Below are 14855 nucleotides of genomic sequence, written 5' to 3' on the forward strand. Positions count from 1 at the left end.
GACTGATCCCGTCGGCGTCCGCCCCGGTTGGCGGTCATCCGGCCATGGCGCTACGGCAGCGGGCCAGTTCCGCGCGCAGGTCGCGGCGTAGCGCCCGGTCCAGGCCGGGCTGGTCGAGCGCGTGGGTGAAGTCGCGGGCGGCCTCGTCCCATCGTCCCAGCCGCATCAGCGCCGTGCCCCGGTTGTAGTGGGGCACCGGCGCCGCCGACAGCGCCACCGCCCGGTCCAGGTCGGCCACGGCGGCGGCCACGTCGCCGCGTTCGAACCGGACGGCGGCCCGGTTCGTCCATGCCTCGACCAGCTCCGGATCCCCGGCCAGGGCCCGGCTGAGCAGCTCGTCGGCTTCGGCGAGGCTGCCGCGCTCCGAGCGGATCAGCCCGAGGGTGCACAGCAGCGCGGGCTCCTGCGGGGCCAGCGCCAGCCCGGCCCGCGCGCCCGCCTCGGCCGCGTCGAGCGCGCCGCGCTCCACCTGCAGGTTGACCAGGGCGATCCGGGCGTCGAGATGCCCGGGGTCAATGGCGAGCGCGCGTTCCAGGTCGTCACACGCCCGATCGAGGCGGCCCCGCTCCTGCTGAAGCACGGCCCGGTTGTAGTACGCCTCGGGCAGGTGCGGTCCCAGGCGGATCGCGGTGCCGTAGTCCTTGATCGCGGCCTGGGACCGGCCGGCCGCACGGTGCAGGGCGGCCCGGTCCACGTAGTACTCGCAGTTGCCGGGGTCGTGTGCGATCACGGTGTCGAGGTCGGCCAGGGCCTGTGCCGGATCGCCCAGGGCCAGGTGCACCTGAGCCCGGTTGTGGCGTAACCGGGCCAGGTCCTGCGGGCGCTCGCCGGGGGTGAGCACTGCCGCCAGCCGGGCCAGCCCGTCGTCGATCAGTCGCAGCGCGCGGGCGGGCTCACCCGCCCTGCTGTCCAGCAGCGCCAGGCCCTGCTCGTAGAAGACGGTGGACAGCACCCGCTGCCGCGGGTCGTTCAGTCCGGCGGCGAGGTGGATGGCCTGTTCCAGCCAGTGCCGCGCCTGCGCAGGGTCCTGGTCGGCCGCAGACAGGTGCCTGGCGTACAGCATGGCGGTGGCGTACGCGGCCGACATGGTGATCTTCGGATCGTCGGTAGCGGCGCGCGCCTCGTGGTAGAGGTCGAGCGCTTCGGCGGCGCGGTCGAGCGCCGCCAGGGCGGTGGCCAGGCCGGTGGTGAACGCCCACCAGTGCCGCAGGTCGCCGTCCGGGGTCACCGCGGCGCGCCCGCGCGAGGCGACTCGGGCCGCGTGGTGGTAGAAGCCGCGGGCCAGGCTGTCGCCCAGGGCGGTGCGCATCGCCTCCGGCGCCGGATCGGCCGCCTCCGGCTTGCGGGCGCCGCCGTCGCGCAGGTCCAGGCGCAGCGGGGACGACCCGACCCGGCGGACCAGCGCGTCCAGCAGCTCGCGGGTGGTCTCGTCGGCATCGCCGACGTGGTCGAACCGCACCGTGACCGGGTGCCGGAGCGTGCCCGCCCAGGCCGCCACGAACTCCGCCGCGCCGTAGGCCAGGCAGGCGGTGCGCCGGGCGGGATGGAACCGGATCGGCTCCTCCTCGGCGGCCGGTCGTGCCGCGTGGTCGAGCCAGGGGGCGATGGCGTGCAGCTCGACCTTGTGCCGGGACGCCAGGCGGGGACGGTCGGCGGCGATCCGGCCGAGGAAGGCCGCGACCCCGGCGTACGGCCCGTGGTCGCGGTGGCAGTCGTAGCCGTCCGGCTCGCCGGTCACGGCCGGGCCGATCCCCGCAGGGGCGGGCGCCCGGGAGCGCCCGCCGTATCGGCAGCTACCAGCACCACTCGATCCAGAGCCGGCGGGCACCGGACAGCAGGCGCAGCGCGCTCGTGCGGCGGATGGGCATCTTCCTCATGGGGCACCTCCGTGTGATCCACTTCAGAACTGCCCAGAGCATAATCGCGCCCGATGAAAATATGAAGAGTGCTCGCGATTGCCGTGGCGCGGTCAGATTACGCAACTCGGCCGGATAGGGGACTCGCGGGACGTGAGCCTGATCCTCTCAAGGGGCCGAGGCTCCGCCGAAGCCCTATCAAAAGGACCGAAGCCGGGGCGATTCGGTGCGGCGGGTCCGCGGGCCGGGCAGAGAGCACGATCGAAGAAGACCGTGCGTTCTCCGGTCGTGCAGGATTCACACGACCATATGACGCCAAGCGATCGGCCGCCTGCGCCGCCGCCTGAAGACTCGGTCTTGGCCGTGCGCCGCCCGCTGGTCGGCGCGCTGCGGAAGCGGGCTCATGCCGTACCGCTGGACCGTCCCGTGGCGCTCTGGTCCGTGGAAGGGGAAGTGGATATGCCGCTAGAGGAAACAACCGTGCGCGCATCAAAGAAAAAGCCGCGCGCCAGGAGATGGGGTCGGGCCGCCATCAGCGCGTTCGTCACTCTGGTGGCCCTGGTCACCATGACCGCCGGCGCCACCGCGAGTGGAACGCCCGAGGAGCCCTCGGAGGGGCCGGCGCGTTTCGCCCCCGGGTTCACCCACGGAAAGGTCGCTGTGGACGGCGGCACCATCCACTACGTCCGCGGCGGGTCGGGCCCGGCCATCGTGCTCCTGCACGGCTGGCCGGAGACCTGGTTGATGTGGCGTGATGTGATGCCCGAGCTCGCCCGCGAGCACACCGTGATCGCGATCGACCTGCCGGGGCTGGGAGCCTCCTCCATTCCGACCGGCGGCTACGACAAGGTCACCACCTCACGGCGGATCCGTCAGGCCGTCAACCGGCTGGGCTTCACCCAGGTGGAGATACTCGGCCACGACCTCGGTGTCCTGATCGCCTACCCCTACGCGCGTGACTTCCCCAACGAGGTCACCCGGCTGGCCATGATCGAGTCGCCGCTGCCCGGCTTCGGCCTGGAGGAGCTCTACGGCCTCAGCTGGCACTTCCGGTTCAACTCGTCCCCCTCGCCGATCCCCGAGCGGATCATGGACAATGACGACGTCAGCACCTATCTCGGCATGATGTTCAACTTCAGCCACCGTCCGGACGCGATCGACCGCGAGCGGTACTACAAGGCCTACGCGGACCCGGCCAGGCGCACCGCGGGATACGAGTACTACCGGGCGTTCGCCGCGGACGCGGAGAACAACAAGGCCAACGCGGGCAGCCGCCTGGCCATGCCGGTGCTGGGGATCGGCGGGCAGTATTCGTTCGGGCCCGGCGTCGCGAGCTCGTTCCAGCAGGTCGGCGACGACGTCCGCACGGCGGTGGCACCCGACTCCGGCCACTTCGTCCCAGAGGAGAACCCGCGCTTCACCATCGACTGCGCGAAGCTCTTCTTCGGCGCCCAGAGCGGCACGCCGTCGCAGCCCGAACTCGCCGGCTGCGCCCCGTAGCGCCGGCACCGGCCCCGGGGGACCCGCCCCGGGGATCGGACCGGAGGCCGTACGGAGAAACCTGACCGGAGGCCGCGCCTGAGCGACCCGCCGGAGGCACTACCCGGGCGACCGGCCGGAGGCCGTACCGGAACATCGGCCTCCGGCCGGGTCGCTCCCGCGATGCACAGACACAGATGACGTATGTCCGGCCGGGTCGCTCCCGCGATGCACAGATGACGTATGTATCGCATATATCGCAGATGTCCTGGAGTGCCCGCAGTGCGCTCCGACCGCCTCGCGGACCCTCCCAGGCGGCCTCATCGACCCCGCTCCCAGGCGGCCTCGCCGACCCGCTCCTCGGTCGCCTCGCTCCTCGGTCGCCTCGCGGACCCGCTCCCCGGTGGCTTCGCGCACCCGCTCCCCGGCCGCTCCGCCGCCCCGCCTTCTGCCGCGTCTCCCGCTCCACCCCGGATCTCCCGCCGGAACGGATCGTCTCTGCCGTACGGATCCACCGATGATCCATGACGGCGGCGACGGCCCCGCACAGGTGAGCGACGGCCCCGCCCAGGTGATGGGACCGGGCCGGGCCCGCCTGTAGCATGCCGCTCGCCTGGCTGGTCTGACACCGATTCACAAGCAAGGAGCGCCTTGTGCGAGACATCACGGTATTCAGCGGTAGCGCCCACCCCGAGCTGGCGGCGGAGATCTGCTCCCACCTGGGGACTCCGCTGCATCCGGTCCGGGTCAAGCGTTTCGCCAACGACTGCATGGAAGTGCAGTTGCAGGCCAACTGCCGGGAACGCGACGTGTTCCTCATCCAGCCGCTCGTCCCGCCGGTCCAGGAGAACCTCGTCGAGCTCCTTCTCATGCTGGACGCCGCCAGGGGCGCCTCCGCGGCCAGGACGACCGTGGTGATGCCCCACTACGCCTACGCCCGATCGGACAAGAAGGACGCCCCGCGCATCTCCATCGGGGCACGGCTGGTCGCCGACCTCCTGGTGGCGGCGGGAGCGGGCCGGGTGCTGACCATGACCCTGCACTCACCTCAGGTGCACGGCTTCTTCAGCGTCCCGGTCGACCACCTGCACGCCCTGCGGGAGCTGGCCGCTCACTTCCGTCAGTACGACCTCTCCAACGCCGTCGTCGTCTCCCCCGACCTGGGCAACGCCAAGGAGGCCGCGGCTTTCGCCCGACTCCTGGGAATCGGGGTCGCGATGGGGGCCAAGCAGCGATTCAGCGATGACCGGGTCACCATCAGCTCGGTGATCGGCGATGTCGAGGGCAAGGACGTCATCGTCCTGGACGACGAGATCGCCAGGGGCACAACGGTGATCGAGCTGCTCGACCGCCTCCGGGAGCGCAAAGTCAACTCGGTACGGATCGCCTGCACCCACGGCCTCTTCGCGGGCGGGGCCGTCGACCGGCTCGGCGACCAGCTCGACGTCGAAGAGATCGTCTGCACCAACACCGTGCCCATCCCCGACGTCAAGCCCGACTCCAAGCTCAGAGTCCTGTCGATCGCCCCCGCGCTCGCCGAGGCCATGCGCCGCATCCACGACGGTGAGTCGGTCAGCGCCCTGTTCGACGCCCCCTGACCCCGGTACGGCTCCGCGAAGGGTCCGCTCGGATCGCCGAGGCCCTCGGAGCCCCGTGGGGAGAGGCGGGGATCGGGCTGTTTCACCCGTCATCACCACGTGACTGATGGCGGGTGCCGTTCCGCTCATGCCGGCGGGCAAGTCCTCCGCGCCCGTACGGCGGACATCGAGGGGAGCACCCTCATCGGCTGAGCGCGGCCCACAGGGTGCCGAACTCCTCCGCCGTCAGGGCGTTCAGGCCGAAGTCGTCCGGGTAGATCGGGCCTTCGGCGAGGAAGCCGTGTTCGTCCTCGATGTGCCTCCACGAATACCGGCGGGCGAGGCCGTCCGATCCCAGCTCGGCATGCTTGACGGGCCAGTATTCTCCGCCGTCGTCGATGACCGTCTCGAACAGCCACACGTGGCCGTCGTCGTCCACCCCGTGCCAGTACCAGTGCGGCCTGTCGCTCTCGTCGAGCGCCCGGAGCGCGTCTTTGCGCCGGTCCTGCAGCATTGTGCTCCTCGGTGTCAATAGAACCGCAATCAAGGGCGCATAACCTGCCCCTTGTTATGTTGCGTGTTCTCGGTCCGCTCCAGGCGGAGATCAACGGTCGTGCGGTGGATCTGGGCACCTCCCGGCAACGGGCTGTGGTGGCCAGGCTGGTCGCCGCGGGCGGGCATGTGGTCTCCACCGATCGTTTCATCGATGACCTCTGGCGTGGGCAGCCCCCGCCCAAGGCGCTGGCCGCCCTCCAGGTGTACGTGTCCAACCTGCGGCGGGCGCTCGAACCCGACCGGCCGCCCCGGACGCCCGCCACCCTGCTGGTCAGCGCCGCTCCGGGATATCGCCTCCGGCTGGAACCCGAGCAGGTGGACGCCTGGGTGTTCCCCCGGCTGATCGACTCAGCGGCGGGGGCGATCGCCTCGGGTGACGGGGCGCGGGCGCTCGACCTGGCCGATCGGGCGCTCGCGTTGTGGCAGGGGCCGGCCTACGCGGAGTTCGCCGACGCCGAGTGGGCGGAACCGGAGGCCACGCGCCTGGAGGAACTGCGGCTGGTCGCCGTGGAGTGCCGGGCGGAGGCCCGGCTGACGCTCGGGCGCAACGCGGAGATCGAGCTTGAGCAGCACGTCCGTGCGCACCCGCTCAGGGAGAACGCCGTCCGCCTGCTCGCCCTGGCCTACTACCGGGCCGGGCGGCAGGCGGACGCGCTGGCCGCGATCAGGAAGGCCCGCGAGACCCTGGCGGCCGAGCTCGGGGTGGATCCCGGACCCGCGCTGCGCGCGCTGGAGACCGACATCCTGGCCCACGCGGGCTCCCTGAACCGGCAGGAGCCGGCGGCCCCCGGTAGCCCGGCCGCGATCCGGGCGCCGGAACGGGCCGCGTCCAGGGGAGCCGGGGAGGCCGCTAAGCGGGATGCGCCGCGGGAGGGAGAGGAGGCCGGTGAACGGGATGCGCCGCGGGAGGTGGAGGGGGACGGCGAGCTGATCGGCCGTACGGCGGAGCTGGCCGCGCTCCACGCCCTCGCCGAGACCGCGGGACTGCGCACGGTATGGCTGGGCGGGGACGCGGGAGCGGGCAAGAGCACGCTGGCCGGGACGTTCGCGAGGAGGCTGGCCGGCCAGGGGTGGCTGACCGCCGGGGGCCAGTGCCCGGAGACGGACGGCGGCGCGCCGCCCGCGTGGGCGTGGAGCGAGGTGCTGCGCCGTCTGGCGGCCGACCGGCCGCCCGCCGACGACGTGGCGGTGCGGCTCGCGCCGCTGCTGACCGACGACACCCCGACTACGGGACGGTTCCTGCTGGCCAGGGCGGTGGAGGACTATCTGGCGCGGGTTGTCCGGGCGGATACGCGCCTGCTGGTCGTACTGGAGGACGTGCACCGCGCCGACGAGGAGACGCTGCAGCTCCTGCGCCATCTGGCGGTACGGCTCGCGTCAGCCAAGATCATGATTATTGCCACCTACCGACCCGCCGAGGCCGCCGACCATCTCGGCGCGACCTGGGCGGCTCTCGCCGGGCGGCAGACCCACCGCCTCGACCTGCACGGGCTCAGCGACGACGAGGTGGCCCGGCTGCTGCGGGAGCGTTCGGGGCGGGAGGTGGACCTGTTGACCGCGCGCACGGTGGCGGAGCGGACCGGAGGGAACCCGCTCTTCGTGTGCGAGACCGCGCGATTGATCACTACCGATGGCACCCCGGCGGCCAGGGCACTGCCCCCCGGGGTGCGGGACCTGATCCGGCGCAGGATCGCCCGGCTGCCCGCCACGGTCCGGACCACGCTGCGGGACGCGGCGGTCGTCGGCCGGGACGTCGACGTGGACGTGCTGCTCGCGTTGGACGGCGCCGAGGAGGAGGCGGTGCTGGAGGGGCTGGAGGTGGGCGTGCTGACCGGGCTGCTGACCGAGCCCGCTCCGGGCCGGGTCCGCTTCGCCCACGTGCTCGTGCGGGAGACCCTCTACGAGGACACCCCGGGCATCCGCCGTATCCGGCTGCACGGCAGGGTCTTCGGCGCGCTGGAGCGGGTCAGGCCCGGGGACGTCTCGGCGCTGGGCCACCACGCGCTCGCCGCGGCCACCCCGAGCACCGCCGGGCGGGCGGTGCCGTACGTGGTGGCGGCGGCGGAGAAGGCGGCCGCCCTGCACGCCTACCGGGAGGCGGAGAGCTTCTACCGGGGGGCGCTCGGCCTCGTGGACGACGACCACCGCCGGCTTGACCTGCTCTGCCGCCTGGTGGGCGTCCAGGCCAACGAGGGCAACGTGATGGCCGCGAGGGAGAACCGGGAACGGGCGATCGCCGTGGCACGGCGGCTCGGGACGGGGCTCACCCGCGCGCTGACCGCCTACGAGGCCCCGGTGACCTGGTCGATCCAGCCGGACCGCCAGGTCGACGAGGCGTTCGTCGCGGCGGTCCGGGAGGCGCTGGCCGAGGAGCCGCCGTCGGAGACGGGTGAGGAGGCCCGCTGCCGGCTGCTGGCCACGCTCACCTTCGAACTGGAGGGCCACGACGACGAGGGCTGTGAGGTGTTCAGCGCCGAAGCCCTGCGGCTGGCCCGGAAGCTGGGCCGTACCGAACTGGTCTGCCTGGCGCTCAACGCCCGCTACTTCGTCCTGCTGACGCCCCACCGGCGCGCCGAGCTGGAGGCGGTGGGGCGGGAGCTGGTCGAACTGGGGGACCGGGCAGGGCTGCCCGGTTACGAGATGCAGGGCCACCACGCCCTCTACATGGCGAGCCTCGGCCGCAACGACCTGGCCGCCGCGCGCCACCACGCCGACCGGGCGCTGGAGCACTCCACCAGTGGCCAGCTCGGCCTGGCCCTGAGCGTGCTGTCGATGCTGGACACGCTGGTCATGCTGATCAGAGGCGAGTTCGAGCGGGCGGAGCGGTCCTATTCGGTGGCGGCCGAGCAGATGGCCGTGGCCGGCGGCGCCAACGCGACCGGCGGCGGCATCGTGGGCCGCTTCGTGGCCCGGCTGGTGGGTGGCCTGCCGCAGGACATCCCGGAGATCGCGGCCATCCACGGGTTCCTCCCCGACGACGTCTCCGAGATCCTCGTCAGGGCTCTGATCGCCGAGGGCCGGCAGGAGGAGGCCCGGACGTTCTGGCAGCCCGGCTGGAAGGTCCGCAAGGACTACTACTGGCTGGTACGGATGGCGCTGCGGGCGGAGAACGCCATCGCCCTGGGCGACCGCGAGGTGAGCGAGCGGTGCTATGAGGAGCTGCTGCCGTGGGACGGGGAGCTGGCCGGGCTCCACTCCGGGTCGATCACCATGGGGCCGGTCGCGCACGTCCTGGGCGATCTCGCCGAGTCGCTCGGCCGGGACGGATCGGCCCACTACGCGACGGCGGTGCGGGTCGCCGAGCGGGCCGGCTCCCCGCACTGGGCCCGCAGGGCCGCGCAGGCCCAAGCCGGTGCCCGGGTGGGGGATTAGCCCGGCGTTCGGGACGGTGCTCGGGGTGGGGTGGCCCGGCGGCCGGGGTGGGGATCAGCCCGGTGTCCGGGGCGATGCCCAGAGCTGTCCGGGGTGACGCCCGGACAGGGATCGGCCCGGCGGCCGGGGCGGCGCTCAGGTGGGGATCAGCCCGGTGTCCGGGCCTCAGGCCGCGGCGAGAGGGCCGAAGATGAGCCGCTGGCGGCGCCGGTGGCCGCCGCGCAGCAGGGAGAGCAGCAGTGCCAGGACGGGGCCGGCCAGCTTGCGCAGCCGGGCGAGCTCCTCGGGCCTGGCGTACTGCTCGATCCTCGGCAGGTCGACCCTGACGTCGCCGCCCTTGCGGACCGCGTCCTCGACCCTCTTCCAGTCGGCCACGGACACGTACTTCCTGATGATCGGGAAGAGCAGCCGCTCCTCCTCCTCGATGTGCTCGTCGAGCATGTCGGCGAGCCGGGTGAGCGGCGCGACGAGGGTGGAGGCGTCCCGGCTGGTGGCGAACGCGGCCGCCTGGCCGTTGATCTCGGCCAGCAGGGGGTCCAGTTCGGAGTGGTCGTCGCTGAGGTCGCGCAGGTCCACCTCGGCGCCGGCGGCCCGCTCGATGACGGGCCAGAGCACCTGGTCCTCCATCGTGTGATGGTGGTGGATGCCCTTGCACAGCGCGGTGACGAATCCGGCGATGGCGGTGGCGCGGGCCGGGTCGGCGGACTGCCGGCCCTCCACCAGCTCCGTGGCCAGATCGGCCAGGCGGCGGACGTCACCCCGCATGGCGCGGTGGGTGATCTGGAATCCCAGCAGTTCGGGGGTCATCGCGGGTGTCTCCTCGGTCGGTACGGCTTGCTGCCGACCATGATGTGACGGCCCACTTATGGCCTGGTTGGTGATGACTTGTGATGGGCCTGGCGCGGGTGACCCGCGACGTGCAGGTCTGCCACGGGTGACCCGCGACGTGCAGGCCTGCCACGGGGGACCCGCTGCCTGCGGGCCCGGCGCGGGGGCGGTCTGCGGCCGGCGCCCCCGCAGCCAGGCCGGTCTCCGGCCTGGCTGCGGGCCGGAGACCGGCTACTTCGGCATGAGCACCGTGTCGACGATGTAGACGGTGGCGTTGCCGGTGGGCACGTTGCCGCAGACGACCTTGGCGTCGTTGACGGTGTAGTCCTCGCCCGACCCCTTGACGGTCAGCTTGCCGCCCTGGAGCGTCACCGGTGAGGCGTCGCTCAGGTCCGCCGGGGCCTTCCTTCCGGAGACCACGTGGTAGGTCAGGATCTTGGTAAGCGTGGCCTTGTCGGCCAGGACCTTGTCGAGGGTCTCCTTCGGAATCTTGGCGAACGCGTCATCGGTGGGCGCGAAGACCGTGATGTCCTTGGCGGAGTTGAGCGTGTCGACCAGGCCCGCCTTCTTGACGGCCGCGACCAGGGTGGACAGGACCGGGTTGTTGGACGCCGCGGTGGCGACCGGGTCGTCGGCCATGCCGGTGAAGCTGCCCTCGCCCGAGACGGGTACGGCGGAGCAGGCCGCGCCGAACGGGGCGCCGGCCATGGCCGGCCCCGTGGCGGCCCGGGTGGCGGTCGCGCTGGCCGAGGGGGCCGGGGCGGAGGCGGCCTCGTCCGCCGCGCCACCGCCCGCCGCCGTGTCGTTCCCGCAGGCGGCGGTGAGGGCCAGGAGCGCGATGGCGGTCGCGGCGAATGCCGTGCTCTTCATGATCTTTCTCCTCTGGAGGTGAAGGAACTTCGCGGGGTGGGAAACCGGTCACACGACGGTGACCACGACCGAGTGCCATCCGGTCGCCCCGTCGGGGAACGGCGTCACTCGGGACGACTGCTGGGTGTGGCCGGCCGCGTCGGTCGCGCGGACCTCCAAGGTGTGGCTGCCGGGAGTGGCCTGCCAGGTCCAGGTCCACTGCCGCCAGGTGTCGGGGCTCGGCACGGCGGCCGGCGCGGCCTCGTGCCAGGGGCCGCCGTCCACCCGGACCTCGACACCCGCGACGCCGCGGTGCTGGGCCCAGGCGACCCCGGCGACCTGTACGGCTCCCGCCCGGAGCCGCTTGAGCGGTGCGGGGACGTCGATCCTGGACATGGTCTTGATCGGGGCGTCGGTGGCCCAGCCACGCTCGGTCCAGTAGGCGCGCTCGCCGGCGTAGCGGGTCAGCTTGAGGTCCACGACCCACTTGGTCGCCGACACGTAGCCGTAGAGGCCGGGGACGACGAGCCGGGCGGGGAAGCCGTGCTCCGGAGGGAGCGGCAGGCCGTTCATCCCGATGGCGAGCATCGCGTCCCTGCCGTCCATGACGATGTCCACCGGAGTCCCGCCGGTCCAGCCGTCGGCCGAACGGCTCAGCAGCTGGTCGGCGCCCGCCGGGATGCCCGCCTCGCGCAGGATGGTGGCCAGCGGCACGCCCAGCCAGCGGGCGTTGCCCACGTAGGGGCCGCCGACCTCGTTGGAGACGCAGGCGAGGGTGATGTCGCGCTCGATCAGCCCGCGCCTGAGCACGTCGGCCATGGTCAGCTCGATCGTCCGGGTGCCGTGGACGCGGAGCGTCCAGCCGTCCAGGTCGGGGCGGGGCACGACCAGCGCGGTGTCGACCCGGTAGAACTCCGCGGCGGGGGTGACGAACGCGCTCAGGCCCGGGACGCGGAGATCGGCGCCGGCGGGCAGTGGCCGGGCCGGGCCGGCGGGCCGGGGGAGGACCAGCGCGGCACTCGGGGCGCGGGACGCCAGCAGGCGGCCGCCGGCGATCGCCGCGACGGCCCCGGCGCCGATCAGGAGGAAGGCCCTGCGGCCACCGGCCGGTGACGCGGGCCGGGTGAGCGCGAGCAGGGTGAGCGCCCCCACGAGCGCTGCCAGTAGGGACGGCACCGTGTCCAGTGGCGCCGACGCCGGCCGGGTCGCCGCGGCGACGGCCCCGAGAACCCCCAGCCCCGCCACCCCGGCCGCCGCCGGCACCCGCCTGCCGGTCTCGGCGAGGAGGCCGAGGAGAAGGGCGAGGCCCAGGAGGACGGCGATGATGGTGCCGATCAGGATGGGCTTGTCGGAGGTTCCGAACGTGCGGACCGCGAACTCCTTCACGGGGGTGGGGGTCAGGTCGATGACCGTGCCGCCCACGACGACGACGGGGGAGGACTGGGGGCGGAACGCCCCCGCCGCCAGTTCGCCACCGCCGAGCGCGGCCAGCGCGGACAGGAGTCCCGCCCCACCCGCTCTCACCACGCGTCCCATGTTCGCCACGGAAGGTATTCGGAGTCGTTAGACCTCTGGTTTGGTCGTTCGCACCGTACGATTCGAAAAGCCGCCCGGCGGATGGCCGTCACTCCGCCGCCGGGCAGCTGGAACGCCCTCCCCCCTGACCTGGTCGACCGTGCGGAAGCCGCGCGGACGACGTGCGTGAACAGTGGAAAACAGGGGGAAGGTATGCGGACAGTCACCATCGCCGCGGCGGTCGCCACGCTCGTTTCGGGAATCGTGGGCGCGGGATCCGGGACGGCCGTCGCCGAGACCGGTGCCACGGCTCCGGAGCCGATCTACGTGTTCAACCTCTACGGGGCCGAGGAGGGCCGGGCCGACCGGCGCCCGGCGAACCTGGTCGCCTCGGAGTTCAGCTCGCTCAGCGAGCTCACCTGGAAAAGGTGGGGGCCGTACGCGGCGGTCGGCATGGGCAAGCTGAGCGGGACCTGGTGCATGCCGGGCTGCCAGGAGGAGCCGTACACCGCGACGATCCTTCTGGGGGGCGCGCGAACGGTGAAGGGGAAGAGGTATTTCACCCGTTTCGGCATCACCGGTGACTTCCCCAAGCCCGAGGAGCACGTCGGCACGCTGATCGGGAACCTGCCCAAGCCCGAGCAGGCCGACCGGGCGGCGCAGAACGACCGAGCTGACCAGGACGACCAGGTGGAGCAGGACGACCGGACGGAGCGGGACGACCGGGCAGAGCAGGACGACAGGGCGGAGCGGGACGACAGGGTGGAGCAAGGCGGTCGCGCCGAGCAGGGTGGCCGCGCCGAGCAAGGCGGTCGGGGTGGCCGGCCTGACAGGGCGGAGCAGGGGGGGCGGGGTGGCCGGGCGGACCGCGCCGAGCAGGGGGGTCGGGCGGACCGGGCCGACCGCGCCGAGCAGGGTGGCCGCGCCGAACACGCAGGCCGGGCGGAGCGCGGTCCCCGCTGGCGCTGACGACGGAGCCGTGGTGACCCGGGAGGTCCCTGTTTGATTTCGCATCGCGCTGCCGAGGCGTGTATGGTTACACCTGTCCGCAGCGCGAAAGCGAAGCAGACAGGCCCCTTTAGCTCAGTCGGCAGAGCGTCTCCATGGTAAGGAGAAGGTCTACGGTTCGATTCCGTAAAGGGGCTCAACAGCCTAAAAGCCCTAGCCATCCGGTTAGGGCTTTCGGCTTGGGTAGGCCATGACGGTCACCCGAAAACACTCAAGGTTCCCGGCGAGCGAGCGGGCATACTGGGGAAACCCAGAAGCGATGCCCCTGACCTGCACAAGTACGCAGGCAGTCTGCGCGTCGGGTATCCTTGCGGGGGTCGGTCGATTTCGTCGGCCCAAGGCGGAGTAGCTCAGCCAGGCAGAGCAAACGGCTCATAATCGTTGTGTCGCCGGTTCAAGTCCGGCCTCCGCTACTACCCTCCCGGGTTCCCCTCATAAGGGGAGCTGGGCTGGGTTGTCCACAGTCCCGAACGTAGAAAGGCACTCCCAAGTGGCTGCCACCGACGTTAGGCCGAAGATCACGCTGGCCTGCCAGGAGTGCAAGCACCGCAACTACATCACGCGGAAGAACCGGCGCAACGACCCGGATCGGCTTGAGCTGAAGAAGTACTGCCCCAACTGCAAGACGCACAAGGCGCACCGCGAGACCCGCTAAGTCTCTGCGAAGCCTCCCGGCTCTCGGCGGGAGATGGGTACTTCAGTAGCACTCACATACTCAACGTAGACCGGCGTCCTCGTGGGGGGCGCCGGTTTGTCGTATCTTCACAGCTTTCCCGCCCGGGTGTTGACCATGCTCGACAGCCGGTGCCGGGTGGGGCCGGGCTACGGTTTCCTGGTGGCCGACCCGGGGAGCACATCCCGGAATCTTGTTCTGTTACTGTCGGCCTCACCAGCTCGGTATCCGCAAAGGAGCACGATGGCTCTGAACCGTGATTTCGTCGGGCGGGCGTCCGCGCCTTCCGCGCCCTACGAGGTCAGCCGCGTGAAGATCAAAGAGTTCGCGACGGCGATCGGCGACAACAACCCGATCTACCGGGACAGGGAGGCCGCCCAGGCCGCCGGTCACCCGGACGTGGTCGCGCCGCCCACCTTCCCCATCGTGTTCAGCCTGGCCGGCGGGACGATCCTGGCCGACCCCGAACTCGGCCTGAACTTCGCCATGGTCGTCCACGGTGAGCAGCGCTTCGAGTATCAGCGGCCGATCCACGCCGGCGACGAGCTGGTCAGCGTCTCCACGGTGACCGACATCCGCAGCGTCGGCCGCAACGAGCTCATCACCGTCAAGAGCGACGTCACCACCGTCGACGGCGAGCCCGTCTGCACGACCTACAACACCATCGTCGAGCGCGGAGGGGCGGGCTGAGATGGCAGCGACTGTCAAATACGACGAGGTCGAGACGGGGCAGCAGATCCCGCCGGCCGACTATCCGGTCCGCCGCGTCAACCTGGTGATGTACGCCGGAGCCTCCGGCGACTTCAACCCCATCCACTGGAACGAGCGCTTCGCCAAGACCGTCGGCCTGCCCGACGTCATCGCGCACGGCATGTTCACCATGGCCCAGGGCGGCCGGTTCGTCACCGACTGGGCCGGCGACCCGGGTGCGATCGTCGACTACGGCGTGCGGTTCTCGTCCATGGTGGTCGTCCCGGACGACGATCAGGGCGCCGTCATCACGGTGAGCGGCGTCATCGAGGAGAAGCTGGAGGACAACCGCGTGGTGGTCGCGCTGACCGCCAGGTCCGGCGACTCCCGGGTGCTCTCCAGGGCCCGTGCGGTGGTCCAGCTCGCCTAGACCGGCGCCCCGGTCCGCGTGAC

The 14855-nt window shown here is 71.9% G+C and carries 12 protein-coding genes and 2 tRNA genes; 9 read left to right on the top strand and 5 right to left on the bottom strand.

Annotated elements, in window-relative coordinates; genetic code table 11:
- Positions 1–34 precede the first annotated feature (34 nt).
- Positions 35–1738, bottom strand: coding sequence for a tetratricopeptide repeat protein (locus SROS_RS03495; protein ID WP_012887496.1), 1704 nt, complete (start codon positions 1736–1738; stop codon positions 35–37).
- A 598-nt stretch (positions 1739–2336) separates the two neighbouring features.
- Between SROS_RS03495 and SROS_RS03500 the strand changes: the two genes are divergently transcribed.
- Both SROS_RS03500 and SROS_RS03505 read left to right on the top strand, forming a co-directional pair.
- Positions 2337–3356, top strand: a complete 1020-nt coding sequence (locus tag SROS_RS03500; RefSeq protein ID WP_218919807.1) for an alpha/beta fold hydrolase — start codon at positions 2337–2339, stop codon at positions 3354–3356.
- A 632-nt stretch (positions 3357–3988) separates the two neighbouring features.
- Positions 3989–4933 (top strand): ribose-phosphate diphosphokinase, encoded by a 945-nt coding sequence (locus SROS_RS03505; protein ID WP_012887498.1) that lies wholly within the window; start codon positions 3989–3991, stop codon positions 4931–4933.
- Between the two features lie 181 nt (positions 4934–5114).
- Here the strand turns inward: SROS_RS03505 and SROS_RS03510 are convergent, their stop codons facing one another.
- The gene (locus SROS_RS03510; RefSeq protein ID WP_012887499.1) at positions 5115–5426 is read right to left on the bottom strand and encodes a hypothetical protein; all 312 of its coding nucleotides are present in this window, start codon (positions 5424–5426) and stop codon (positions 5115–5117) included.
- Positions 5427–5482: 56 nt separating this feature from the next.
- Between SROS_RS03510 and SROS_RS03515 the strand changes: the two genes are divergently transcribed.
- Positions 5483–8839 carry an ATP-binding protein gene (locus SROS_RS03515; RefSeq protein ID WP_012887500.1) on the top strand — a complete coding sequence of 1119 codons (3357 nt, stop codon included), beginning with the start codon at positions 5483–5485 and terminating at the stop codon, positions 8837–8839.
- A 165-nt stretch (positions 8840–9004) separates the two neighbouring features.
- Here the strand turns inward: SROS_RS03515 and SROS_RS03520 are convergent, their stop codons facing one another.
- The 3 genes from SROS_RS03520 to SROS_RS03530 all read right to left on the bottom strand — a co-directional run bounded on the left by SROS_RS03520 (position 9005) and on the right by SROS_RS03530 (position 12052).
- Complete coding sequence (locus SROS_RS03520; RefSeq protein WP_012887501.1) at positions 9005–9646, bottom strand: hemerythrin domain-containing protein; 642 nt, start codon at positions 9644–9646, stop codon at positions 9005–9007.
- Positions 9647–9898: 252 nt separating this feature from the next.
- Positions 9899–10537, bottom strand: coding sequence for a fasciclin domain-containing protein (locus SROS_RS03525; RefSeq protein ID WP_012887502.1), 639 nt, complete (start codon positions 10535–10537; stop codon positions 9899–9901).
- A gap of 48 nt (positions 10538–10585) precedes the next feature.
- Positions 10586–12052 carry a molybdopterin-dependent oxidoreductase gene (locus SROS_RS03530; RefSeq protein ID WP_012887503.1) on the bottom strand — a complete coding sequence of 489 codons (1467 nt, stop codon included), beginning with the start codon at positions 12050–12052 and terminating at the stop codon, positions 10586–10588.
- A gap of 192 nt (positions 12053–12244) precedes the next feature.
- Between SROS_RS03530 and SROS_RS50700 the strand changes: the two genes are divergently transcribed.
- The 6 genes from SROS_RS50700 (at position 12245) to SROS_RS03560 (ending at position 14832) form a co-directional block, all read left to right on the top strand.
- Positions 12245–13000, top strand: a complete 756-nt coding sequence (locus SROS_RS50700; RefSeq protein WP_012887504.1) for a hypothetical protein — start codon at positions 12245–12247, stop codon at positions 12998–13000.
- Between the two features lie 103 nt (positions 13001–13103).
- A tRNA-Thr gene (locus SROS_RS03540) sits at positions 13104–13176 on the top strand.
- A 202-nt stretch (positions 13177–13378) separates the two neighbouring features.
- Positions 13379–13452 (top strand) — tRNA-Met (locus SROS_RS03545).
- 77 nt (positions 13453–13529) lie between these two features.
- The gene (gene rpmG, locus SROS_RS03550; protein WP_012887505.1) at positions 13530–13694 is read left to right on the top strand and encodes a 50S ribosomal protein L33; all 165 of its coding nucleotides are present in this window, start codon (positions 13530–13532) and stop codon (positions 13692–13694) included.
- 261 nt (positions 13695–13955) lie between these two features.
- Positions 13956–14402 (top strand): MaoC family dehydratase N-terminal domain-containing protein, encoded by a 447-nt coding sequence (locus SROS_RS03555; RefSeq protein ID WP_012887506.1) that lies wholly within the window; start codon positions 13956–13958, stop codon positions 14400–14402.
- A gap of 1 nt (position 14403) precedes the next feature.
- The gene (locus SROS_RS03560) at positions 14404–14832 is read left to right on the top strand and encodes a MaoC family dehydratase (protein WP_012887507.1); all 429 of its coding nucleotides are present in this window, start codon (positions 14404–14406) and stop codon (positions 14830–14832) included.
- Positions 14833–14855 lie beyond the last annotated feature (23 nt).

It is taken from the genome of Streptosporangium roseum DSM 43021 (assembly GCF_000024865.1).
Taxonomy (GTDB): Bacteria; Actinomycetota; Actinomycetes; order Streptosporangiales; family Streptosporangiaceae; genus Streptosporangium; species Streptosporangium roseum.